The organism is Alloalcanivorax profundimaris, from assembly GCF_015265435.1.
GTDB classification, from domain to species: Bacteria; Pseudomonadota; Gammaproteobacteria; order Pseudomonadales; family Alcanivoracaceae; genus Alloalcanivorax; species Alloalcanivorax profundimaris.
Map to the genome: position 1 here is coordinate 82,550 of NZ_JABJWH010000006.1, position 22,521 is coordinate 105,070.

The window sequence follows — 22,521 nt, forward strand, 5'->3', positions numbered from 1 at the left end:
AGATAATGTCGAAAGACGCGTTCGATCTGGTCATTGGTCTCGGGGTAACCGGGCGTTCCGTGATCCGCTATCTGGTGGATCAGGGCATGCCCGTGCGCGCCCTGGACACCCGGGAAGCTCCCGCCGGGCTGGATGATCTGCGCGCCGAATTCCCCAAACTCAAGATCCACACCGGCGGGTTCAAGAACGGCTGGATGAAGCGCGCCCGCCGGCTGATCGTGAGCCCGGGCGTGGCGGTGTCCACTCCGGCCATCGCCGAGCAGGCCGCCGAAGGCAAGGAAGTGGTGGGCGACATCGAGCTGTTCGCCCGGGCCGCCAGCCGCCCGCTGGTGGCGATCACCGGCTCCAACGCCAAGAGCACCGTGGTCACCCTGCTGGGCGAAGTGGCGCGGGCCTGCGAGGCGCGCCCCGGCGTGGGCGGCAACCTGGGCGTGCCGGCCCTGGATCTGCTGCGCGAGGAAGCGGAGCTGTTCGTGCTGGAGCTGTCCAGCTTCCAGCTGGAAACCACCTACAGCCTCAATGCCCAGGTGGCCAGCATCCTCAATGTGTCCCAGGACCACCTGGACCGCTACGCCAAGTTCAGCGACTACCTGGCCGCCAAGCAACGCATCTACGACGGCTGTCAGGTGGCGGTGTGGAACCGCGACGACCTGGCCACCCGGCCGCAGAATCCGGCGCCCCGGGAGGTCACCTTCGGCAGTCACCCGGAAGCGCATTACCGTCTGGACACCGAGCGCCAGGCGCTCACCCACCAGGGCCAGGTGCTGGTGCGCCTGGACGAACTGGCGCTTACCGGCCACCACAACGCCATGAACGTGCTGGCGGTGCTGGCCATGAGCGACGCCCTGGGCTTTCCCCGGGATCTCACCCTGGCCACGGTGAAGCCCTTCGAGGGCCTGCCGCACCGCTGCCAGCTGGTGGCGGAGGCCGGCGAGGTGCGCTGGATCAACGATTCCAAGGCCACCAATGTGGGGGCCACCCTGGCCGCGCTCACCGGCATTGGCGAAGCGATTCCCGGCAAGGTGATCCTGATCGCCGGTGGCCAGGGCAAGGGCCAGGATTTCTCGCCCATGGGCGAACCGGCGCGGCAGTATCTGCGTGCCGCTCTGTTGCTCGGCCAGGACGCGGACAAGGTGGGCGAGGGCCTCTCCGGCGTGCCCTGCGAGCGGGTGGCGGACATGGCCGCCGCCGTGGACCGGGCCCGGCAACTGGCCCAGCCCGGCGACGCGGTGCTGTTGTCCCCGGCCTGCGCGTCCTTCGATATGTACAGCGGCTACACGGCCCGCGGCGACGAATTCGTCGCCCTGGCCAGGGAGGTGAGCGGTGGCTAATCCCCTGATCTCCCCGCGCCAGCCCGGCCTGGATCGCCCCCTGCTGTGGACGGTGGCGCTGCTGTCCCTGGCCGGCCTGGTGATCGTCACCTCGGCGTCGCTGCAGATCGCCGAGACGCGCCTGGGCAACCCGTTCTATTACGGCGTGCGCCATGGTCTGTACCTGCTGGCCAGCGTCGGCGTTGGCCTGTTCGTGTATTGCTGCGTGCCGCTGTCGCTGCTGGAGAAGCTGCGCTTCGCCACCTTGCCGGTGGCCTTGGTGGCCCTGGTGCTGGTATTCGTGCCCGGCCTGGGTCGGGAAGTGAACGGTTCGACCCGCTGGATCGCGCTCCCCGGCCTCACCATCCAGGCCTCGGAAGTGGTCAAGCTGTGCTTCGTGCTTTACCTGGCCGGGTACATTGCCCAGCACAAGGCCGCCCTGGAGAAAACCTGGAAAGCCTTCCTGATCCCCCTGGGCGTGCTCGGCGTGCTCACTTTCATGCTGCTGCTGCAACCGGACTTCGGCGCCGTGGTGGTGCTGGGTATCGCCGCCATGGGCATGCTGTTCCTGGCCGGCGTGCCGACCCTGCGTTTCTTGCTGATCGGGCTGGTGGCGGTGGCGCTGGCGGCCCTGGTGGCCCTGGCCGAGCCGTACCGGGTGGCGCGCCTGATGAGCTTCACCGATCCCTGGGCGGATCAGTACGGCGCCGGCTACCAGCTCACCCAGAGTCTGATCGCGTTCGGCCGTGGCCATTTCCTGGGCGTGGGCCTGGGCAACAGCGTGCAGAAGCTGTTCTACCTGCCGGAAGCGCACACCGATTTCGTGTTCGCGGTGCTGGCCGAGGAGTGGGGCCTGCTGGGCGTGCTCGCCATGCTGGCCGGTTTCGCGGTGCTTGGCTGGCGGGTGTTCCTGATCGGGCGGGGCCTGGAAGAACGCGGCTTCCTTTATCACGCCTACCTGGTGTACGGCTGCGCGCTGGTGTTCTGCGCCCAGGCCTTCATCAACGTGGGCGTGAACATGGGCGTGCTGCCCACCAAGGGCCTGACCCTGCCGTTCGTCAGCTACGGCGGTTCATCCCTGCTGATCTCGGCGGCCATGATCGGGCTGGTGCTGCGCGCCGGCGCCGAGCAATCCCGCCTCAAGGCCAGGGGGAGGGCGAAATCATGACCGGGACGGTACTTATCATGGCCGGCGGCACCGGCGGGCACGTGTTCCCCGCCCTGGCGGTGGCCCGGGAACTGGCCGACGCCGGTTACCGCATTCTCTGGCTGGGCGCCGAGGGTGGCATGGAAACCCGGCTGGTGCCCAAACACGGCTTCGAAGTGGCCACCCTGGGCGTGGGCCGGCTGCGCGGCGGCGGTCTCAAGCGCAAGGTGCTGGGGCCGCTGCAACTGCTGCGTGCGCTGTTGCAGGCGCGGCGTCTGATCCGCCGGGTCAAGCCGGTGCTGGCGGTGGGCTTCGGCGGCTTCGTCAGCGCCCCGGGCGGCCTGGCGGCGCGGCTCGCCGGGGTGCCCCTGGTGATCCACGAGCAGAACGCGGTGCCCGGCCTTACCAACCGCCTGCTGTCGCGGTTCGCCCAGGAGGCCCTGGAGGGCTTCGAAGGGGCGCTGATCGGCGGCGTCTGGGTGGGCAACCCGGTGCGCGCGGAAATCACCGGCCTGCCGTCGCCCGACGAGCGCTACGAACAGCGCCGGGGCCCGCTGCGGGTGCTGGTGCTGGGCGGCAGCCAGGGCGCGCTGGCGCTCAACCAGGATCTGCCGGAGTTGCTGATGGCGGCCCTGGGCAGCCACCTGGAGGTACGCCACCAGTGCGGCGCCGGCCGCGAGGAAGAGGCGGCGCCGGTGTACAAGGCCCTGGGGCTGGACGCCCGGGTCAGCGAGTTCATCGACGACATGGCCGAGGCCTATGCCTGGGCGGACCTGGTGGTGTGCCGGGCCGGCGCCCTGACCGTGGCGGAAGTGGCCGCCGCCGGCGTGGCCGCCCTGTTCGTGCCGCTGCCCACGGCGGTGGACGACCACCAGACGCTGAACGCGCGCTGGCTGGTGGATCGCGGCGCCGCCCTGATGATGGCCCAGAACGATATGAACGCCGGCGCCCTGGCGCGCAGCCTGGCCGGCATGACCGAACGGGACGCCCTGGCGCAGATCGCGCGCCGGGCGCGCCAGCTGGCGGTGCCGGACAGCGCCGCCCGGGTGGCGAAACTGTGTGAGGAGGTGGCCGATGGCCGCTAACGACGTGAAGCCGGAAGCCGTGCACATCGTGCCGGAGATGCGCCGCATCCGCGGTATCCACTTCGTGGGTATCGGCGGCGCCGGCATGTGCGGCATCGCCGAGGTATTGGCCAATCAGGGCTACCGGATCAGCGGCAGCGACATCAAGGAATCGCCGGTGGTGGCGCACCTGCGCGCCTTGGGCGCGCGGGTGGAAATCGGCCATCGCGCCGAGAACATCGGTGACGCCGACGTGGTGGTGACGTCCTCGGCGGTGAACAGCGACAACCTGGAGGTGGCCGCCGCCCATGAGCGCCGCGTGCCGGTGGTGCCGCGCGCGGAAATGCTCGCCGAGCTGATGCGCTTCCGCCACGGCATCGCCGTGGCCGGCACCCACGGCAAGACCACCACCACCTCCATGGTGGCGTCGATCCTGGCGGAGGCGGGCCTGGATCCCACCTTCGTGATCGGCGGCCGCCTCAACAGCGCCGGCACCAACGCGCGCCTGGGCCAGAGCCGCTATCTGGTGGCCGAGGCGGACGAGTCCGACGCCAGCTTCCTGCACCTGCAGCCGATGAGCGCCATCGTCACCAACATCGACGCCGACCACATGCACACCTACGGCGGCGATTTCGCCCAGCTGGAGAACACCTTCATCGAGTTTCTCCACAATCTGCCGTTCTACGGCGTGGCGGTTCTGTGCGTGGACGATCCGGTGGTGCGCAAGCTGCTGCCCCGGGTGAACCGCCAGGTGATCCGCTACGGCTTCAGCGAGGACGCCGACCTGCGCGCCGAGAACCTGACCCAGCGCGGCATGAGCACCGCTTTCCGGGTGGTGCGCACCGAGGGCGAGCCCCTGGAGATCACCCTCAACATGCCGGGCCGTCATAACGTGCTCAACGCCCTGGCGGCGATCGCCGTGGCGGCGGACGAGGGCGCCGACGACGAGGCCATCGTACGTGGCCTGAACGGCTTCGGTGGCGTTGGCCGGCGCTTCGACGTGCTCGGCGAATACCCCTGCGCCGGCGGTGGCAGCGCCACCCTGGTGGACGACTACGGCCACCACCCCCGGGAAGTGGCGGCCACCGTCGCCGCCATCCGCGAAGGCTGGCCGGAGCGGCGCCTGGTGATGCTGTTCCAGCCGCACCGTTACACCCGCACCCGGGATCTCTACGAGGATTTCGTGGAGGTGCTCGGCGAGGTGGATCAATTGCTGATGCTGGAGGTCTATGGGGCCGGTGAAGCACCGATTCCCGGCGCCGACAGCCGCGCGCTGATGCGCAGCCTGCGCCAGCGCGCCCGGGTGGAGCCAGTGTACGTGGACGACCCGTCCAAGCTACGCGGGCTGCTGGACACCATTCTTCGCGACGGCGACCTGCTGGTGACCCAGGGCGCCGGCAATGTGGGCGCCATCGCCCGGGAACTGGCGGAACAGACCAAGGGAGAGCCGGACCGTGGTTAATCGTCTGGACAACGGGATGAAGCAGCGCCTGGCCCGCATCGGCCGGGTGGCGGTGCTCGCCGGCGGCGATTCCGCCGAGCGCTCGGTGTCGCTGAAGAGCGGTGCCGCGGTGCACCAGGCGTTGCGCCAGTTGGGCCTGATCGCCGAGCTGGTGGACCCGGCGGAGACCGGCGTGGCCACGCTCAAGGGCTTCGACGTGGCATTCGTCGCCCTGCACGGGCGTGGCGGCGAGGACGGCGTGATCCAGGGCGTGCTTGACCACCTGGGCGTGCCCTATACCGGCTCCGGGGTGATGGCCTCGGCGATTGGCATGGACAAGGTGCGCACCAAACAACTGTGGAAGGGCGCCGGTCTGCCCACTCCGGCTTTCTATGTGGATGGCGTTTCCGAAGCGCCGGCGGAGATGGGTTTCCCGCGCATGGTGAAGCCGTCCCACGAAGGCTCCTCCATTGGCATGGCCAAGGTGGACAACGAGGCGGAACTGGCCGCCGCCCTGGCCGAGGCGCGCCGCTACGACAGCGAAGTGCTGGTGGAAGCCTGGGTGAACGGCCCGGAATACACGGTGGCGGTGGTCGGCGACCAGGCGCTGCCGTCGATCCGGCTGCGCACGCCCCATGCCTTTTATGACTTCGAGGCCAAGTATCAGTCCGACACCACCGAGTACCTGTGCCCGGCGGGCCTGGATGAGGCCGATGAACAGGCCCTGCGCGAGCTGTCGCTGCGCGCCTTCCGGGTAGTGGGCTGCCAGGGCTGGGGCCGGGTGGACGTGATGCGCGACGAGCAGGGCCGCTGGCAGCTGCTGGAAGTGAACACCGTGCCCGGCATGACCGACCACAGCCTGGTGCCGATGGCCGCCAAGGCCGCCGGCGACGATTTCGCCACCCTGGTGGCGCGCATTCTTCTGGAGGCGGTGGACCGGTTCGCCGCCGACCGTGACAGGGAGCAATCGACGTGACACGCCAACACGCCGCCAAGCGCCCGGTGAGCAAGCGGGGCGCGCGCAACGCGGTGCCGCAGCGCGGCGCCCGCCGCCGCGTGGCCAAACCGCAGCGCCCGCCGCTGCGCGAGCGGCTGGCGGCGGCGCTGCCCGGTGTGCTGGCCTCGCTGGTGGCGGCGGTGCTGGTGGCCGGCGTGATCTGGCTGCCCCGGGTGCTGGATCAGTACCCGATCCGCAAGGTCGGCGTGGACGGCGTCACCGACGTGCGCCGGCAGCAGCAGGTGCAGACCGCCCTGGCGGCTCTGGTGCGCGACGCCAACTATTTTTCGGCGCCGCTGGAAGAGATCTACCAGCGCGCCGCCGGCCTGAGCTGGGTGTCCGATGTGTCGGTGCGCCGGCAATGGCCGGACACGGTGAAGCTGGACATCACCGAGCGCGAGCCGGTGGCGGTGTGGAACGACACCGTGCTGGTGTCGCGCAATGGCGAGCCGTTCAAGGCGCTCAAGCAGTACGACCTGACCGGCCTGCCGCGCTTGAACGGGCCGGACCAGCGGCTGGAGGCGGTCATGGGCTTCTACCACAGCATGAGCAAGCTGCTGCGGGAAGTGGGCCTGGGCATCGAGCGCATGGAAGTGAACGCCCGGCTCACCGCCCGGCTGACCCTGGACAACCAGATGCAGGTGGTGGTGGACCGGGAACATTACGTGAGCAAATTGCGCCGCTTCACGCGGCTTTACCGCGGCGTGCTGAGTTCCGACAGCCGCGGCGTGGCCCGGGTCGATCTGCGCTATGCCGATGGCATCGCGGTGACCTGGCGGGATCAAAAGGCTTGAGCAAACAGAGGATGTACCTCTAATGGCGAATGCAGTGGACAACATGATCGTGGGTCTCGACATCGGCACCTCCAAGGTGGTGGCCATCGTCGGCCAGGTCACCGAGGAGGGCACCGTGGAGGTGGTGGGCCTCGGCTCGCAGCCGTCGCGGGGGATGAAGAAAGGCGTGGTGGTGGACATCGAGGCCACCGTGCGCTCGATCCAGCGTGCCGTGGAGGAAGCCGAGCTGATGGCCGGCTGCCAGATCCACTCGGTGTACGCGGGCATCGCCGGCTCCCATGTGCGCAGCCTCAACTCCCACGGCATCGTGGCGATCCGCGACCGGGAAGTGACCCAGGCGGACATCGACCGGGTGATCGACGCCGCCCAGGCGGTGGCGATTCCGGCGGATCAGAAAACCCTGCATGTGCTGCCGCAGGAATACGTGGTGGACAACCAGGAAGGCGTGCGCGAGCCGGTGGGCATGAGCGGCGTGCGGCTGGAGGCCAAGGTGCACCTGGTGACCTGCGCGGTGAACGCCGCCCAGAACATCGAGAAGTGCGTGCGCCGCTGTGGGCTGGAAGTGGAGGACATCATCCTCGAGCAGCTGGCCAGCGCGCATTCCGTGCTCACCGAGGATGAGCGCGAGCTGGGCGTGTGCATCGTCGACATCGGCGGCGGCACCACCGACATCGCCATCTTCACGGAAGGGGCGATCCGCCACACCGCCAACATTCCGATCGCCGGCGATCAGGTCACCAACGACATCGCCATGGCGCTGCGCACGCCCAAGCAGCACGCCGACGAGATCAAGATCAAGTACGCCTGCGCGCTGACCCAGCTGGCCGGCGCCGATGAGACCATCAAGGTGCCCAGCGTCGGCGACCGGCCGCCACGCACCCTGAGCCGCCAGAATCTGGCCGAGGTGGTGGAGCCGCGCTACGACGAGCTGTTCACCCTGATCCAGGCGGAAATCCGCCGCTCCGGGTTCGAGGACATGATCCCCGGCGGCATCGTGCTCACCGGCGGCTCCTCCAAGATTGAGGGCGCGGTGGAACTGGCGGAAGAGATTTTTCATATGCCGGTGCGGCTGGGCACGCCCCAGGGCGTTGCCGGGCTCACCGACGTGGTGCGCAACCCGATTTATTCCACCTCCGTGGGCCTGCTGCTGTATGGCCACCGGATGGAGAAGGAAGGACGCAGTCCGCGGGCCCAGGCCGGCGGCGGCGAAGTGAACTGGCTGGAGCGCTTCAAGAAGTGGTTCCAGGGCAATCTTTAAAGGTTTCAAAACGGGGCGGACAGGCCGGCCCGATTTGGAAAAAGCAGTAAACAGGGAAGCATTAACGGGAGATCAACCATGCAATTCAAACTCGAAGATTCCGTACCCCATGGCGCGGTAATCAAAGTAGTGGGCGTCGGTGGTGGCGGCGGCAACGCCGTGGACCACATGGTGCGTTCCAACGTGGAAGGCGTGGATTTCATCTGCGCCAATACCGACGCGCAGGCACTGCGCAACTCCGCGGCCAAGACCGTGATCCAGCTCGGCAGCCAGGTCACCAAGGGCCTGGGCGCCGGCGCCAACCCGGACATCGGCCGGCAGTCCGCTCTGGAAGACCGTGAGCGCATCGCCGAGCTGCTGGACGGTGCCGACATGGTGTTCGTCACCGCCGGCATGGGCGGCGGCACCGGCACCGGCGCGGCGCCGGTGGTGGCCGAGATCGCCAAGGAGCTGGGCATTCTCACCGTGGCGGTGGTCACCAAGCCGTTCCCCTTCGAGGGCAAGAAGCGCATGCGCTCCGCCCAGGAAGGCATCGAGGCGCTCAAGGAGCACGTCCACTCCCTGATCACCATCCCCAACGAGAAGCTGCAGTCCGTGCTGGGCGGCTCCACCACCCTGCTGGACGCCTTCAAGGCGGCCAACGAGGTGCTGCAGGGCGCGGTCAAGGGCATCGCCGATCTGATCGTGCGCCCGGGCATGATCAACGTGGACTTCGCCGACGTGCGCACCGTGATGAGCGAGCTGGGCACCGCGATGATGGGCACCGGCGTGGCCAGCGGCGACAACCGTGCCGCCGAGGCGGCCCAGGCGGCGATCTCCAGCCCGCTGCTGGAGGACGTGGACCTGCGCGGCGCCCGTGGCATCCTGATCAACATCACCGCCAACGAGTCCATCGCTCTGGATGAGTTCTCCGAAGTGGGCGACATCGTCAGCGAACTGGCCAGCGAGGATGCCAATGTGATCATCGGCACGGCCATCGACCCGGACATGGGCGACAATATCAGCGTGACCGTGGTCGCCACCGGCCTGGGCGCCGCCCAGCAGGAACTGAAGGTGGTCCGTGGCCGTCAAACCCCCGTCGGCGCCGACGGCCGGGTCGACTACAACGACCTGGACCGCCCCGCCGTGGAGCGCAAGCGTGCCCAGCAGCAGGCCGCCAGCGGGGGCCGGCAGGCCGTGAACACCGCGGAAGACCTCGATTTCATCGATATTCCGACCTTCCTCCGCCGTCAGGCTGACTGACGGCGGCGGATACGTGGTGCGAAAAGGGGTTTTTTGCTATCATCGCCCCCTTATTTCGCGTTGAGGATGGACGTATCCTCGCGGATACCGGCAATTTTGTGACGGATCAATGATCAGACAACGAACGCTCAAGAACGTCATCCGCGCCACCGGCGTGGGTTTGCACACCGGGGAAAAGGTCTATCTCACGGTGCGCCCGGCACCGGCGGACACGGGCATCGTGTTCCGGCGGGTGGACCTGGATCCGGTGGTGGAGATCTCCACCGGGGCCGAGAACGTGGGCGAGACCACCCTGTCCACCACCCTGGTGAAGGACGGCGTGAAGGTAGGGACCGTGGAGCATCTGCTCTCGGCCATGGCCGGTCTGGGGATCGACAACGCCTACGTGGAGCTGTCGGCGCCGGAAGTGCCGATCATGGACGGCAGCGCCGGTCCTTTCGTGTTCCTGTTGCAGTCCGCGGGTATCCGGGAGCAGGACGCCGCCAAGAAGTTCATCCGGATCAAGAAGGAAGTCACCGTCCGCGACGAGGACAAGGTGGCCACCTTCGTGCCCTTCGATGGCTTCAAGGTGACCTTCTCCATCGAGTTCGACCACCCGGTGTTCGAGGAGCGCAACCAGCTGGCCAGCATCGACTTTTCCTCCACGTCCTTCGTGAAGGAAGTGGCGCGGGCCCGGACCTTCGGGTTCATGCGCGACATCGAGTTCCTGCGCAGCCAGAACCTGGCGCTCGGTGGCAGCGTGGACAACGCCATCGTGGTGGACGAGTTCCGCATCCTCAACGAGGACGGTCTCCGTTACGACGACGAATTCGTCAAGCACAAGATGCTGGACGCCATCGGCGACCTGTATCAGCTGGGCCACAGCCTGATCGGCGAGTTCGTGGGTCACAAATCCGGCCATGCCCTGAACAACGCCCTGCTGCGTGAGCTGCTCAAGCAGGAGGACGCCTGGGAACTGGTCACGTTCGAGGACGCGGACACCGCGCCGATCTCCTACGTGAAACCGATCATGGCCGCGGAGTAACCGCCCCGCGTATCGTCACCGCGACGGATCGCGGTGGATGCCTCCCTGTGCGCCCCGGTCGTCTCCCGCGACCGGGGCGCTTTCGTTTGCGCTGATCGCGGTCGGAGCGGCTTTAGCCGCGATCGGCCCGCCCGGCCAGGCGCCGCAGCGCCGCCGCCAGATCCGGGTCCTCGATGTAGTCCGCCGCCTGTCTCAGGTGGGAGGCGCTTTGGGCGTCCAGGGTCGGGCCGCTGGCGGGGGCCTTGCCCGGTGGCGCGGCGCCGCCCACTTCCCGCTTGCCGGTGACCACGATTTTCAGGCCGTTGCCCGGCGGCAGCGCCCGCTGCAGGCGGGGCAGGTGAAAGCGCAACAACTGGGCGGTGGCGCTGGTTTCCACCAGGGCCAGCCAGCGCCGCTCGTCCTCCACCAGGCGCACCCGGTCGCGCAGGGCCGGCGGCAGGCACTCAAGCGGGTCCTGCGCCGGCGCCGCTCCCTGGGCGCGGGCGGCCCGGGCCAGCCGCGCCAGCCCCGGCGTGGCGCGGATCAGGCCCTGGAGTTCGTCGGGCAGGGTTTTCTTGCTCATGCCAAATCCTTACGCTACCCTGCGATTGTAAAAATGTTTTAAGGAACCCTTGATCAATCCGTAAAAGCCCGCCTTCACGCGGAGCCCGGGGCTTTCTATAGCCCGGATTATGGGACGTTCTTAATCACCATGAACATCATATTGTTGAACAGCAAGCGGGGCCACTCCCGCACCTTCTCGCTGCCGCGCTTCCTGCCGCTGATCGCGCTGGGCGTGCTGGTGGCGCTGCCGGTGCTGGTGGGCGTGGGCGCCTACTGGATCAGCTACCGGGTGGCGCCGCCATCCTACACCGACGCCGTGGCCGAGCGCTTCCAGGAGAATCTGCGCGCCCAGGCCGACGAAGTGGTCGAGCTGAAGCGGCTCAGCGAGGAACAGATTCGCGCCCTGACCCTGAAGCTGGCCGACGCCCAGGCCCGGCTTACCCGTCTCGACGCCCTCGGCGAGCGGCTGGTGGACGTGGCCGGCATCGACAGCGATGAGTTCGACTTCGGCGCCGAGCTGGCGGTGGGCGGCCCGGAACCGGCGGAAAGCAGCGCCTTCACGCCGCCGTCCTTCATGGCCGAGCTGGACGCTCTCACCAATACCCTGGAGCGCCGCGAGCAGCAGTTGAACATCCTCGAGGACCTGCTCGCCGACCGCCACCTGGAAAACGAAACCTTCCTGGCCGGCCGCCCCATCGTGCAGGGCTGGATGTCCAGCCGCTTCGGCCGCCGCACCGACCCCTTCAGTGGCAAGCTGGCCTGGCACGAGGGCGTGGACTTCGCTGGCAAGGACGGCTCCGACATCGTCGCCACCGCCGCCGGCGTGGTCACCTACGCCGGCAAGCGCTCTGGTTATGGCCGGCTGGTGGAAATCAACCACGGCAATGGCATCAGCACCCGCTACGGCCACGCCAAGGACGTGCTGGTGAAGGTGGGGGACATCGTGCGCACCGGCGACGTGGTCGCCCGGATGGGCTCCAGCGGCCGCTCCACCGGCCCGCATGTGCATTACGAAGTGCTCAAGAACGGCCGCCAGGTCAATCCGCACCCCTATATCTACCGCGCCCGTCGGTGACGGGGGGCGGTTGATCGCGGCGGAAGCCGCTTCCGCCGTGATTCCCGGCCCTTGAATAGTCGCCCCCCGCACCTTATCTCCCTGGCCTATTGTGTTTAGAATGGCATCCTTTCGCCCTACCCATTGATCGGAAACGGACGTTTCATGCTGGCTACCATCGTCAAGAAAGTCTTCGGGACCAAGAACGACCGCGAGCTCAAGCGGATCAGCCGTCTGGTGGCGTCGGTGAACGCGCACGGCGACGAAATGGCGCAACTGGACGACGCGGCGCTCCAGGCCAAGACCGCCGAACTGAAGGCCGCCCTCGCCGACGGCAAGACCCTGGATGAACTGTTGCCGCGAGCGTTCGCCGTGGTCCGCGAGGCGGCCACCCGGGTGATGGGCATGCGCCATTTCGACGTCCAGCTGATGGGGGGCATCGCTCTGCACGAGGGCCGCATCGCCGAGATGCGCACCGGCGAGGGCAAGACCCTCACCGCCACGCTGCCCACCTACCTGAACGCGCTCACCGGCAGCGGCGTGCACATCGTCACGGTGAACGATTACCTGGCCGAGCGGGACGCCAACTGGATGCGTCCGTTGTATGAGTTCCTGGGCCTGAGCGTGGGTATTATCTTCTCCCAGCAGCCCCAGGAGCAGAAACGCGAGGCCTATGCCTGCGACGTCACCTACGGCACCAACAACGAATTCGGGTTCGACTACCTGCGTGACAACATGGCGTTCCGGCTCGAGGACCGGGTGCAGCGGCCGCTGTACTACGCCATCGTGGACGAGGTGGACTCGATCCTCATCGACGAGGCCCGCACCCCGCTGATCATCTCCGGCCCGGCGGCGGATTCCTCCGAGCTGTACAAGCGGATGAACGTGCTGATCCCGAAACTCAAGGCGCAGACCGAGGAGGACGAGGGGGACTACTTCATCGACGAGAAGCAGCGCCAGGTGGAGCTCACCGAGGAAGGCCACCAGCTGATCGAGTCCCTGCTGGTGGAGAACGAGCTGCTGGAAGAGGGCGAGAGCCTCTACGCCGCCCACAACCTGAGCCTGCTGCACCATGTGCACGCCGCGCTCAAGGCCCACGCCCTGTTCCACAAGGACCGCGAATACGTGGTGCAGAACGGCCAGATCGTCATCGTCGACGAGCACACCGGCCGCACCATGCCCGGCCGCCGCTGGTCCGAGGGCATCCACCAGGCGGTGGAGGCCAAGGAAGGCGTGCGCATCCAGCAGGAAAACCAGACCCTGGCGTCCACCACCTTCCAGAACTACTTCCGCCTCTACGAAAAGCTGGCCGGCATGACCGGTACCGCCGACACCGAGGCGGTGGAATTCCGCCAGATCTACGGCATGGACGTGGTGGTGATTCCCACCAACAGACCCATGGTCCGCAAGGACGCCAACGATCTGGTCTACCTGACCCTGCAGGAGAAGTTCGACGCCATCGTGGAGGCGATCCGCGACTGCGTGGAGCGCGGCGCGCCGGTGCTGGTGGGTACCGCCACCATCGAGGCGTCCGAGTACCTCTCCCAGCGGCTCACCAAGGACAAGATCAAGCACCAGGTGCTCAACGCCAAGCAGCACCAGCGCGAAGCGCAGATCATTGCCCAGGCGGGCCGGCCGGGCACCGTGACCATCGCCACCAACATGGCCGGTCGCGGTACCGACATCGTGCTCGGCGGTAACGCCGAGGAAGAAATCAAGCACATGGAAGAGCCCTCCGAGGAGGTGGCCGAGAAGATCCGCGCCGAGTGGGAGCAGAACCACAAGACGGTGCTGGAGGCCGGTGGCCTGCACATCATCGGCACCGAGCGCCACGAATCCCGGCGCATCGACAATCAGCTGCGCGGCCGGGCGGGCCGCCAGGGCGACCCGGGCGACACCCGTTTCTTCCTCTCCATGGAAGACGACCTGATGCGCATCTTCGCCTCCGATCGGGTGCGTAACATGATGCGCTCGCTGGGCCTCAAGGACGGCGAGGCCATCGAGCACCGCTGGGTGACCCGCGCCATCGAGAACGCCCAGCGCAAGGTGGAGGCGCGCAACTTCGACATCCGCAAGAACCTGCTCGAGTACGACAACGTGGCCAACGACCAGCGCAAGGTGGTCTACAGCCAGCGCGAGCAGATTCTGGAAAGCGAGGATCTGTCCTCCTCCGTGGAAAGCATCCGCCGCGACGTGATTCCCGAGGTGGTGCACAACTACATGCCGCCCGGTTCCGTGGAAGACCAGTGGGACGTGGAAGGCCTGGAAAAGGCCCTGTACGCGGAGTACAGCTGCGACGTGCCCCTGCGCCAGTGGCTGGAGGACGACAAGAACCTGCACATCGAGGGCATCACCGACCGCATCGTCGAGCACATGGAGCAGCTCTACGAAGGCAAGCGGGCGGAGATCGGCGCCGACACCCTGCGCCAGATCGAGAAACACCTCATGCTGCAGATCCTCGACCGCCACTGGAAGGAGCATCTGGCCAGCATGGATCACCTGCGCCAGGGCATTCACCTGCGCGGTTACGCGCAGAAGAACCCCAAGCAGGAATACAAGAAGGAAGCCTTCGAGCTGTTCCAGACCATGCTCAACCAGATCCAGCACGAGCTGATCCGGGTGCTGCACAGCTTCGAGGTACGCCGTGACGACGAGGTGGAGCGCCTGGAAGCCCAGCGCCGCGAGGAAGCCCGCGAGCAGGCCGAGAAGATGAAGGCGCGCCAGGAACAACTGGCGGCGCCCACCGCCGACGAGGGCCCCGTCGGCGCGGCGCCCCAGCCCCAGGGCGCGTCGTCCTCCCAGCCGGAGAAGCCGCGCACCGTGGTGCGGGAAGGCCGCAAGGTGGGGCGTAACGAGCCGTGCCCCTGTGGCTCCGGCAAGAAGTACAAGCAGTGTTGCGGAAAGTTGGAATCCTGAATCATGACGCAAACGCAGTGGTTTCCCGTGGCCGGCGTCAAGCTGGCCGCCATCGAAGCGGGCATCAAGAAAGCCAATCGCAAGGACCTGGTGGTGATCGAGGTGGCCGAGGGCAGCCGCGTGGCGGGTATCTTCACCACCAACCGGTTCCAGGCCGCGCCGGTGCGGGTGGCGCGCCGTAACCTGGCCGAGACCGCGCCCCGTTATCTGATGATCAACACCGGCTACGCCAACGCCGGCACCGGTGACAAGGGCTTCGCCTACTGCGAGGAAACCTGCCTGCTGCTCTCCGAACTGGCCCATTGCCCGCCGGCGGCGGTGCTGCCGTTTTCCACCGGCGTGATCGGCCAGGCGTTTCCCATGAAGCCCTTCGAGGATGGCTTGCCGCTGGCCTTGGACGCGCTCGATGAGCACGGCTGGGGCCGCGCCGCCGAGGGCATCATGACCACCGACACCGTGCCCAAGGTGGCCAGCCGCCGTATCGAGCTGGGCGGCGAGACCGTCACCGTCACCGGCATGGCCAAGGGCGCCGGCATGATCAAGCCGAACATGGCCACCATGCTTGGCTTCATCGCCACCGACGCCAAGGTGGCCCAGCCGCTGCTGGATCAGTGGGTCAAACAACTGGCCGACGCCTCCTTCAACCGCATTACCGTGGACGGCGACACCTCCACCAACGACGCCTGTATGCTGATCGCCTCCGGCCAGGCCGGCGAGGAAATCAGCGACGCTGACGGCCGCCCGGCGGCCTTGCTCTACCAGGCCCTGGAGGCGGTGTTCGTGGATCTGGCCCAGGCGCTGATCCGCGACGCGGAAGGGGCCACCAAATTCGTCTCCATTGAAGTGTCCGGCGCCGACAGCGACCGGGACGCCCAGGCGGTGGCGGAAACCATTGGCCATTCACCGCTGGTGAAGACCGCGCTGTTCGCCTCCGACCCGAACTGGGGCCGTATCCTGGCCGCCGTGGGCCGGGCCCCCATCGAGCACCTGGAGGTGGAGAAGGTGTCCGTGTGGCTGGACGACGTGCAAATCGTCGCCGAGGGTGGCGTCGCCGACAGCTACACGGAAGAGCAGGGCGCCCGCGTCATGGCGCGGCCGGACATCACCATCCGCGTGGACCTGGGCACCGGCGATGGTCGAGGCCAGGTATGGACCTGTGACTTCAGCTACGACTACGTGAAGATCAACGCCGAATACCGGACCTGACGCGGATGTCGTCCCCCCTCCCCGAAATCGTCGTCGTGGCGGGCATCATCCCGGACGCCGACGACCGCCTCTGCCTGAGCCGCCGCCCCGACCACAAGCACCAGGGCGGCCTGTGGGAGTTTCCCGGCGGCAAGGTGGAGCCCGGCGAAGCGCTGGACCACGCGCTGGCCCGGGAGCTTCACGAGGAGCTGGGCCTGGACGGCGTCCGCTCGATCCCTTTTCTCACCGTTCGCCACCGTTATCCGGACCTGGCGGTGACCCTGCATTTCCGCGAAGTGACCGCTTACACCGGCGTCGCCCATGGCCGCGAAGGCCAGCCGGTGGAGTGGGTGCCCCGGGCCGAGCTGTCCGCTCGCGCCTTTCCGGAGGCCAACCGGCCGGTGGCGGTGGCGCTGCGGCTGCCGCCGGAATGGGTGATTCCCCCGGAGGACCTGGACGAGACCGCCGTGGTCGAAGGGCTGGCGCGCCTTGATCCGGCGAGGCAGGGCGTCTACCTGCGCGGCTGGAGCGGCCACCCGGCGGTGACCGCCGCCTGCCGGGCCCGGGGCCTGCGCTTCTGGGTTCGGGACGATGCCGGCCTGGCGCTGCGGGAAGGGGCCTTCGGGCTCCATCTAAGCGGCGAAGGGCTGGCGCGGGCGCAACGGGAAGGGGCGCCCGCTTTCGAAGGGCTGCTGTCCGTGGCCTGCCACGACGCCGGCCAGATCGACGCGGCCCGGGCCCTGGGCGCCGACATGGTCACGCTCTCGCCGGTGCGGGCCACGCCCACCCATCCGGAGGCCGCGCCCTTGGGCTGGGACGGCTTCGACGAACTGGTGGCCGGCAACCCGCTGGTGTTCTACGCCCTCGGCGGTGTCGGGCCCGAGGATTTGGCCACCGCCCGGGCGCACGGCGCCTATGGCGTCGCCGGCATCCGCGGGCTCTGGCCGCGCGGTTGACGCACGCCATATATCGCCGCTGTGGGAGCGGCCGGGCGGCGCTCCGCTCCAGCCGCCATCCCGCCGATCAGCTCAAATCGTCCAGATCATCGGTCGGCGCGTCCGGATCCCCGGGGATGCCGTGACGTTCCGCCGCCCAGTCGCCCAGATCGATCAGCTTGCAGCGTTCACTGCAGAACGGCCGCCAGGGGTTGTCGTCCCAGCGGGTGGGTTTCTTGCATTGCGGGCAGGGGTAAATCCGAGTGGGCTTATCCGGCATGGTGTTCCGCGAGTTTCAGATACTTTTGATGCAGCTGTTCCAACTGGTCGTGGAGCAGATGCAGCGGGCCGTGGTTTTCCACCACGTCGTGGGCCTGGGCGCGGCGTTGCTCCCGCGCCATCTGCACGCGCATGATCGCCGCCACCTGTTGCTCGGGCACCTGGTCGCGGGCGATGGTGCGCGCCACCTGGACCTCCGGTGGCGCGTCGATCACCAGGATCCGGTGCGTCATGTCCTTCTGGGAGCCCTCCAGCAGCAACGGTGACACCAGCACCGTGTAGGGCGCCTGGCTGCCCGCGATCTGGCGGCGCAGCTCGTCGCCGATGGCCGGGTGGGTGATCGCTTCCAGATCCCGGCGCGCGGCCTCGTCGCTGAATACGATGTCACGCAAGGCGCGGCGGTTCAAAGTGCCGTCGTCCTGTAGCACCGGCCGGCCGAAACGGTCGACGATGGCGTCCAGGGCCGGCTGCCCCGGCTCCACCACCACCCGGGAGGCGAGATCCGCGTCCACCACGGTGATGCCCCGGTCGGCGAGATAGTCCGTGGCGGCGGTCTTGCCGCTGCCGATGCCTCCGGTGAGGCCCACTACGAACATGGAAGGCTCCTGAAAAATGAGAGCCAAAAGATACAGGATCAGGCGGGCGGGATACAGGCGATCCCTCACGCCGCTAAAGCGCGAACAACCCGAGGTAGGAGCTCACGATGCGCTCACCCCACAGCAGCGCGATCCAGCCGGCGATGGCCAGGTACGGCCCGAACGGAATGCCCTGATCCCGTTTCACGCTGCCGGTGGCCATCATCGACAGCGCGAACACCAGCCCCACCACCGACGACAGCAGAATCACCAGCGGCAGGAACTGCCAGCCCAGCCAGGCACCCAGGGCGGCGAGCAGCTTGAAATCCCCGTAGCCCATGCCCTCCTTGCCGGTGAGCAGCTTGAACACCCAGTAGAGGCTCCACAGGGACAGATAACCGGCCATGGCGCCCACCACCGCGTCCGGCAGCGCCACCGGAGAAACGCCCAACAGCGCGGCCAGCAGGCCCGCCCAGAGCAGGGGATAGGTAAGATCGTCCGGCAGCAGGGTGGTGTCCAGATCGATCACCGCCAGGGCCAGCAGCGTGAAGCTGGCGCCCAGGGTGAACAGCAGCCAGGGCCCGTAGCCGAACCGCCAGGCGCACAGCGCCGCCACCACGGCAGTGATCAACTCGATGATCGGGTAACGTTTGCTGATGGCGGTGCCGCACCGGCTGCAGCGGCCCTTCAGGGCCAGCCAGCTCACCACCGGAATGTTCTCGTACCAGCGGATGCCGTGGCCGCAATCCGGGCAGCGTGAGCGCGGCACCACCAGGTTGAACACCGGTTCGTCCTCGGCGGGCTGCTCCAGCAGCTCCCGTGCCTCGCGGCGCCAGCCGGCCTCCATCATGCGTGGCATGCGGTGGATCACCACATTGAGAAAACTGCCCACCAGCAGGCCGAACAGGGCGCAGACGACGATCAGGGCGACCGGCGAGGCCGCCAGATACTCCATTCCTCCCACGCTTTACACCACCTGGCCGAGCTGGAAGATGGGCAGGTACATGGCGATGATCAGGCCACCGATCAGTACGCCCAGAATCGCCATGATCATGGGCTCGAGCATACTGGTCAGCCCGTCCACCATGTTGTCCACCTCGTCCTCGTAATAGGTCGCCACCTTGGCCAGCATGGCGTCCAGGGAGCCGGATTCCTCGCCGATGGCGGTCATCTGCAGGGCCATGGCCGGGAACACCCCGGTGGCGCGCATGGCGAACTGAAGCTGCTGACCGGTGGCCACGTCTTCCTTCACCTGCAGCACCGCCTTGCGGTACACCACGTTGCCGGTGGCGCCGGCACAGGCGTCCAGCGCCTCGATCAGCGGCACGCCGGCGGCGAAGGTGGTGGACAGGGTGCGGGCGAAACGGGCCACCGTGGCCTTGTGGGTAATGTCGCCAACAATGGGCAGCCGCAGCGTCAAACGGTCCACCGCGTCATGGAAGCCCTTGGAGCGTTTGCGGCCCTCCACGAAGCCAAAAATAAGCCCCGCCGTGATCAGCAGGATAGGCAGGAAGTTGGCCTGCAGCCCCTCCGACAACCCGATCACGAACTGGGTAAAGGCCGGCAGCTCGGCGCCGAACCCCTCGAACAACTCCTGGAAGGTGGGGACCACCTTCACCAGCAGAATGCCGGTGACGATCACCGCCACCACGATCACCGCGATGGGATATTTCACCGCCTTCTTGATCTTGGCCTTCAGGGCCTCGGTCTTTTCTTTATACAGCGCCACCCGGTCGAGCATGGTTTCCAGGGAGCCGGAGGCCTCGCCGGATTCGATCAGGCTGCAATAGAGGTCGTCGAACAAACGCGGGTGCTGGCGCAGGGCGCCGGCGAAGTTGTTGCCGCCTTCCACATCCGCCTTGAGGCGCATCACCACCTCGCGCATGGACGGATTGTCCAGGCCGTCGGCGACGATCTCGAAGGCCTGAACCAGCGGCACCCCGGCTTTCATCATGGTGGCCATCTGCCGGGTGAACAGGGCGATGTCCGCCGGTTTGATCTTTTTCTTGCCACCCAGGATGGAAATTTCCCGCTTTTTGATCACCTTCTTGGCCTGGATGCCCTGCTTGCGCAACTCCGCGCGCACCAGGGCCGGGCCCTTGCCGGAGATTTCCCCCTTTACGCGGGTGCCCTTTCGGTCAATGCCTTCGTAGGTGAAGGTGGCCGTTTTTTCTTGAGCCGCTGTTTTCGCCATAATGCTTGTCCCCGCCGTCCCCGTCAGTGGCCGCTGGTCACGCGGCTCACCTCCTCAAGACTGGTGACGCCCTGCATGACCTTGACCAGGCCGGAACGGTACAGATCGTTGAACCCCTCTTTGCGGCATTGATCGCCGATCTGGATGGAATTCCCTTCCTCCATGATGATGCGGCTGATGCCATCGGTAATGCGGACGACCTCGTAAATCCCCACGCGCCCCTTATAGCCGCCCCGACACTTGTCGCAACCCTCGGCGTGGGGGCCGTACACAGTAAAACCGCTTTCCAGGTCGGCGTCCGTGAAACCCATCTCAAGCAACGACTGCCTGGGCACGTCCACCGGCTCCTTGCAGTGCTCGCACAGGCGCCGGGCAAGCCGCTGGGCGATGATCAGAATCACCGAGGTGGCGATGTTGAACGATGGCACGCCCATGTTGCGCAGCCGCGTCAGCGTCTCCGGCGCGCTGTTGGTGTGCAGCGTGGACAACACCAGGTGGCCGGTCTGCGCCGCCTTCACGGCGATCTCGGCGGTCTCCAGATCGCGGATCTCGCCCACCAGCACCACGTCCGGATCCTGGCGCAGGAAGGCGCGCAACGCGGTGGCGAAATCCATGCCCTGCTTGGGGTTCACGTTAACCTGGTTGATCCCCTCCAGGTTGATCTCCACCGGATCCTCCGCGGTGGAGATGTTGCGCTCCGGCGTATTGAGGATGTTCACCCCGGTGTACAGCGACACCGTCTTGCCGGAGCCGGTGGGCCCGGTCACCAGAATCATGCCCTGGGGCTTCTCCAGGGCATCCATGTACATCTGCTTCTGATCCGGCTCATAGCCCAGCGCGTCGATGCCCATCTTGGCGCTCTCCGGATCCAGAATCCGCAGTACGATTTTTTCCCCAAACAGGGTCGGGCAGGTGTTCACCCGGAAATCGATGGCCCGGGTCTTGGAAATCTTCAGCTTGATGCGGCCGTCCTGGGGAATGCGCCGCTCGGAAATATCCAGCCGCGCCATCACCTTCAGGCGCGCCGCCAGCTTGCTGGCGATGTTCACCGGCGGCTTGGAGACCGTCTGCAGAATGCCGTCCTGCCGGAACCGCACCCGGTAGGCCTTCTCATAGGGCTCGAAGTGCAAATCCGAGGAACCGCTTTTAATGGCGTCCAGCAGCAGCTTGTTGACGAAGCGCACGATGGGGGCGTCGTCGGAACCGGCCCCGGCGTCCTCGCCGCCGGCCTGCGCCGGTTCCGTGTCCGCCGCTTCAAGGTTGTCCAGATCGTCATCCAGATCGTCGAAGGCCTTGCCTTCCTGCTCCGACTCCAGCTGGTCGATCCAGCGCCGCAGCTTGTCGTCCTCGACAATCACCGTCTCCACATTGAGACCGGTGTTGAAGCGGATCTCTTCCAGCGCCGGCAGGTTGGTGGGGTCCGACACCGCCACGAACAACCGGCTGCCACGCCGTAACAAAGGCAGGATGGTGTGCTTGGTGATCAGCTTGGGATCCACCACATCCTTGGCCACGGTATCCGGCGCCACCGCGTTCAAATCCACCAGTGGATCGCCGAACTCCTCGGCGGCGGAGCGGGCCACCACCGCCGCCGACACGCGGCCTCCGGCCACCAGATGATGGACCAGCGCCACCCGCGCTTCCCGGGCCTCCGACGCGGCGGCCTGCGCCGCCTCCATGGAGAGGTGCCCTTCCTTTACCAAACGGCGGGCAAGGCCGCTCAAGGACGCTACCGAATTAGTCATGGGTCATAGTCAGGACAATCGTTGTGGTTATGAGAAGAAGGGCCTACCCCCGGGAAGAGATTGGCAGCCTTCCCGGGCCCTGTAAAGGGCGCCGAATCAGGGAGTTGGCGCCGACAGCTGCGGCCCCGCCTTAACCTGACAAAGAAGGGCAGGTTGGCTGACGCAAGGCGTCATACGGTGACAAAAAAGGGCACGGGAACGGGTTCACAAAAGCGCTGGAATCAGGGCAAAACGGGGGCTGAAAAACTTGGCCCAATAGCTGCATAACGTCGGTGCAGGCGCTCGCCTCGGGGGTGAGCACACATAAAAAGTTTCCAGTGTGGAGAGACTGTTATGAAACAAGTGCAGAAGGGTTTTACTCTGATCGAACTGATGATCGTGGTCGCGATCATCGGCATTCTGGCGGCCGTCGCTATTCCCGCTTATCAAGACTATACCGTTCGCGCTCGCGTCGCTGAGGCAATGTCCCTGGCTTCAGGTGCGAAGACTACTGTTGCTGAGAACGCCTCTGCTGGTGCTGCCACGTTGGATTCCGGCTGGACTGCTCCTAATGCCACGGACAACGTAGCTGCTGTTGCGATTGATGGTACCACCGGTGCTATTACCGTAACTACTCAAGCTCGTGCTGGCGGTGGTGATATTGAATTTGTTCCTAATGATAATAACGGGGCTTTGGCTGCGGGGACTTTGCCTGAAGGTGCAATTACCTGGGATTGCTCCGGTGCAGGTACCACCTTGGATGCTAAATATCTTCCCGCTGAATGCCGTTAATTTAACTGCGGTCTAATAAAGCAAAGCCCCCGGGAACTTTTGTCCCC

The 22,521-nt window shown here is 66.7% G+C and carries 20 protein-coding genes; 14 read left to right on the forward strand and 6 right to left on the reverse strand.

Annotation, left to right across the window (positions count from 1 at the left end; translation table 11 throughout):
* The first annotated feature begins 5 nt into the window (after window positions 1–5).
* The 9 genes from murD to lpxC all read left to right on the forward strand — a co-directional run bounded on the left by murD (window position 6) and on the right by lpxC (window position 10,277).
* Complete coding sequence (gene murD / locus HMJ39_RS03350) at window positions 6–1,331, forward strand: UDP-N-acetylmuramoyl-L-alanine--D-glutamate ligase (RefSeq protein ID WP_161383423.1); 1,326 nt, start codon at window positions 6–8, stop codon at window positions 1,329–1,331.
* Window positions 1,324–2,478, forward strand: a complete 1,155-nt coding sequence (ftsW, locus tag HMJ39_RS03355; RefSeq protein WP_256245273.1) for a putative lipid II flippase FtsW — start codon at window positions 1,324–1,326, stop codon at window positions 2,476–2,478. The genes murD and ftsW overlap by 8 nt, the downstream gene beginning before the upstream one ends.
* Window positions 2,475–3,542, forward strand: coding sequence for an undecaprenyldiphospho-muramoylpentapeptide beta-N-acetylglucosaminyltransferase (murG, locus tag HMJ39_RS03360; RefSeq protein ID WP_194296269.1), 1,068 nt, complete (start codon window positions 2,475–2,477; stop codon window positions 3,540–3,542). Before ftsW ends, murG begins: the two co-directional genes overlap by 4 nt.
* Window positions 3,532–4,983: a UDP-N-acetylmuramate--L-alanine ligase gene (gene murC, locus HMJ39_RS03365; protein WP_161383425.1), complete on the forward strand. Its 1,452-nt coding sequence runs from the start codon at window positions 3,532–3,534 to the stop codon at window positions 4,981–4,983. The genes murG and murC overlap by 11 nt, the downstream gene beginning before the upstream one ends.
* 16 nt (window positions 4,984–4,999) lie before the next feature.
* Window positions 5,000–5,938, forward strand: a complete 939-nt coding sequence (locus tag HMJ39_RS03370; RefSeq protein WP_161383475.1) for a D-alanine--D-alanine ligase — start codon at window positions 5,000–5,002, stop codon at window positions 5,936–5,938.
* A complete protein-coding gene (locus tag HMJ39_RS03375) occupies window positions 5,935–6,753 on the forward strand; it encodes a cell division protein FtsQ/DivIB (RefSeq protein ID WP_321206033.1) in 819 nt (272 codons plus the stop codon). Before HMJ39_RS03370 ends, HMJ39_RS03375 begins: the two co-directional genes overlap by 4 nt.
* A 22-nt stretch (window positions 6,754–6,775) precedes the next feature.
* Entirely contained in the window at window positions 6,776–8,011 is a 1,236-nt protein-coding gene (gene ftsA / locus HMJ39_RS03380) for a cell division protein FtsA (protein ID WP_161383426.1), read from the forward strand.
* Window positions 8,012–8,089: 78 nt separating this feature from the next.
* Entirely contained in the window at window positions 8,090–9,253 is a 1,164-nt protein-coding gene (gene ftsZ, locus HMJ39_RS03385; RefSeq protein ID WP_161383427.1) for a cell division protein FtsZ, read from the forward strand.
* A 109-nt stretch (window positions 9,254–9,362) separates the two neighbouring features.
* The gene (gene lpxC, locus HMJ39_RS03390; protein ID WP_161383428.1) at window positions 9,363–10,277 is read left to right on the forward strand and encodes a UDP-3-O-acyl-N-acetylglucosamine deacetylase; all 915 of its coding nucleotides are present in this window, start codon (window positions 9,363–9,365) and stop codon (window positions 10,275–10,277) included.
* Between the two features lie 112 nt (window positions 10,278–10,389).
* Here lpxC and HMJ39_RS03395 read toward each other — a convergent pair whose 3' ends face one another.
* Complete coding sequence (locus HMJ39_RS03395; protein WP_194296270.1) at window positions 10,390–10,839, reverse strand: hypothetical protein; 450 nt, start codon at window positions 10,837–10,839, stop codon at window positions 10,390–10,392.
* A 129-nt stretch (window positions 10,840–10,968) separates the two neighbouring features.
* Here HMJ39_RS03395 and HMJ39_RS03400 point away from each other — a divergent pair, with 129 nt between their 5' ends.
* The 4 genes from HMJ39_RS03400 (at window position 10,969) to HMJ39_RS03415 (ending at window position 16,931) form a co-directional block, all read left to right on the forward strand.
* Window positions 10,969–11,895, forward strand: a complete 927-nt coding sequence (locus HMJ39_RS03400; protein WP_194296271.1) for a M23 family metallopeptidase — start codon at window positions 10,969–10,971, stop codon at window positions 11,893–11,895.
* A gap of 144 nt (window positions 11,896–12,039) precedes the next feature.
* The gene (secA, locus tag HMJ39_RS03405; protein ID WP_194296272.1) at window positions 12,040–14,790 is read left to right on the forward strand and encodes a preprotein translocase subunit SecA; all 2,751 of its coding nucleotides are present in this window, start codon (window positions 12,040–12,042) and stop codon (window positions 14,788–14,790) included.
* A 3-nt stretch (window positions 14,791–14,793) separates the two neighbouring features.
* The gene (gene argJ, locus HMJ39_RS03410) at window positions 14,794–15,996 is read left to right on the forward strand and encodes a bifunctional glutamate N-acetyltransferase/amino-acid acetyltransferase ArgJ (protein ID WP_194296273.1); all 1,203 of its coding nucleotides are present in this window, start codon (window positions 14,794–14,796) and stop codon (window positions 15,994–15,996) included.
* Window positions 15,997–16,001: 5 nt separating this feature from the next.
* Window positions 16,002–16,931: a Nudix family hydrolase gene (locus HMJ39_RS03415; protein WP_194296274.1), complete on the forward strand. Its 930-nt coding sequence runs from the start codon at window positions 16,002–16,004 to the stop codon at window positions 16,929–16,931.
* Window positions 16,932–16,998: 67 nt separating this feature from the next.
* Here the strand turns inward: HMJ39_RS03415 and HMJ39_RS03420 are convergent, their stop codons facing one another.
* The 5 genes from HMJ39_RS03420 to pilB all read right to left on the reverse strand — a co-directional run bounded on the left by HMJ39_RS03420 (window position 16,999) and on the right by pilB (window position 21,703).
* Entirely contained in the window at window positions 16,999–17,190 is a 192-nt protein-coding gene (locus HMJ39_RS03420) for a DNA gyrase inhibitor YacG (protein ID WP_161383433.1), read from the reverse strand.
* A complete protein-coding gene (coaE, locus tag HMJ39_RS03425; protein WP_161383434.1) occupies window positions 17,180–17,785 on the reverse strand; it encodes a dephospho-CoA kinase in 606 nt (201 codons plus the stop codon). The genes HMJ39_RS03420 and coaE overlap by 11 nt, the downstream gene beginning before the upstream one ends.
* A gap of 73 nt (window positions 17,786–17,858) precedes the next feature.
* On the reverse strand, window positions 17,859–18,719 hold the full coding sequence (locus tag HMJ39_RS03430; RefSeq protein WP_228462132.1) for a prepilin peptidase: 861 nt from the start codon (window positions 18,717–18,719) through the stop codon (window positions 17,859–17,861).
* A gap of 12 nt (window positions 18,720–18,731) precedes the next feature.
* Window positions 18,732–19,958, reverse strand: coding sequence for a type II secretion system F family protein (locus HMJ39_RS03435; RefSeq protein ID WP_194296276.1), 1,227 nt, complete (start codon window positions 19,956–19,958; stop codon window positions 18,732–18,734).
* A 23-nt stretch (window positions 19,959–19,981) separates the two neighbouring features.
* The gene (pilB, locus tag HMJ39_RS03440) at window positions 19,982–21,703 is read right to left on the reverse strand and encodes a type IV-A pilus assembly ATPase PilB (RefSeq protein WP_194296277.1); all 1,722 of its coding nucleotides are present in this window, start codon (window positions 21,701–21,703) and stop codon (window positions 19,982–19,984) included.
* Between the two features lie 333 nt (window positions 21,704–22,036).
* On the opposite strand from pilB, the gene HMJ39_RS03445 reads away from it, so the two are divergent.
* Entirely contained in the window at window positions 22,037–22,474 is a 438-nt protein-coding gene (locus tag HMJ39_RS03445) for a pilin (RefSeq protein ID WP_194296278.1), read from the forward strand.
* The last annotated feature ends 47 nt before the right edge of the window (window positions 22,475–22,521 follow it).

Bases quoted from the DNA above. Each gene is read 5' to 3' on its own strand.
- ftsZ (WP_161383427.1), top strand. From the start codon at position 8,090: ATGCAATTCAAACTCGAAGATTCCGTACCCCATGGCGCGGTAATCAAA.
- HMJ39_RS03420 (WP_161383433.1), bottom strand. From the start codon at position 17,190: ATGCCGGATAAGCCCACTCGGATTTACCCCTGCCCGCAATGCAAGAAA.
- coaE (WP_161383434.1), bottom strand. From the start codon at position 17,785: ATGTTCGTAGTGGGCCTCACCGGAGGCATCGGCAGCGGCAAGACCGCC.
- HMJ39_RS03435 (WP_194296276.1), bottom strand. From the start codon at position 19,958: ATGGCGAAAACAGCGGCTCAAGAAAAAACGGCCACCTTCACCTACGAA.
- HMJ39_RS03370 (WP_161383475.1), top strand. From the start codon at position 5,000: ATGAAGCAGCGCCTGGCCCGCATCGGCCGGGTGGCGGTGCTCGCCGGC.
- HMJ39_RS03430 (WP_228462132.1), bottom strand. From the start codon at position 18,719: ATGGAGTATCTGGCGGCCTCGCCGGTCGCCCTGATCGTCGTCTGCGCC.
- HMJ39_RS03400 (WP_194296271.1), top strand. From the start codon at position 10,969: ATGAACATCATATTGTTGAACAGCAAGCGGGGCCACTCCCGCACCTTC.
- secA (WP_194296272.1), top strand. From the start codon at position 12,040: ATGCTGGCTACCATCGTCAAGAAAGTCTTCGGGACCAAGAACGACCGC.
- pilB (WP_194296277.1), bottom strand. From the start codon at position 21,703: ATGACTAATTCGGTAGCGTCCTTGAGCGGCCTTGCCCGCCGTTTGGTA.
- ftsA (WP_161383426.1), top strand. From the start codon at position 6,776: ATGGCGAATGCAGTGGACAACATGATCGTGGGTCTCGACATCGGCACC.
- HMJ39_RS03415 (WP_194296274.1), top strand. From the start codon at position 16,002: ATGTCGTCCCCCCTCCCCGAAATCGTCGTCGTGGCGGGCATCATCCCG.
- HMJ39_RS03445 (WP_194296278.1), top strand. From the start codon at position 22,037: ATGAAACAAGTGCAGAAGGGTTTTACTCTGATCGAACTGATGATCGTG.
- lpxC (WP_161383428.1), top strand. From the start codon at position 9,363: ATGATCAGACAACGAACGCTCAAGAACGTCATCCGCGCCACCGGCGTG.
- murG (WP_194296269.1), top strand. From the start codon at position 2,475: ATGACCGGGACGGTACTTATCATGGCCGGCGGCACCGGCGGGCACGTG.
- murC (WP_161383425.1), top strand. From the start codon at position 3,532: ATGGCCGCTAACGACGTGAAGCCGGAAGCCGTGCACATCGTGCCGGAG.
- HMJ39_RS03395 (WP_194296270.1), bottom strand. From the start codon at position 10,839: ATGAGCAAGAAAACCCTGCCCGACGAACTCCAGGGCCTGATCCGCGCC.
- argJ (WP_194296273.1), top strand. From the start codon at position 14,794: ATGACGCAAACGCAGTGGTTTCCCGTGGCCGGCGTCAAGCTGGCCGCC.
- murD (WP_161383423.1), top strand. From the start codon at position 6: ATGTCGAAAGACGCGTTCGATCTGGTCATTGGTCTCGGGGTAACCGGG.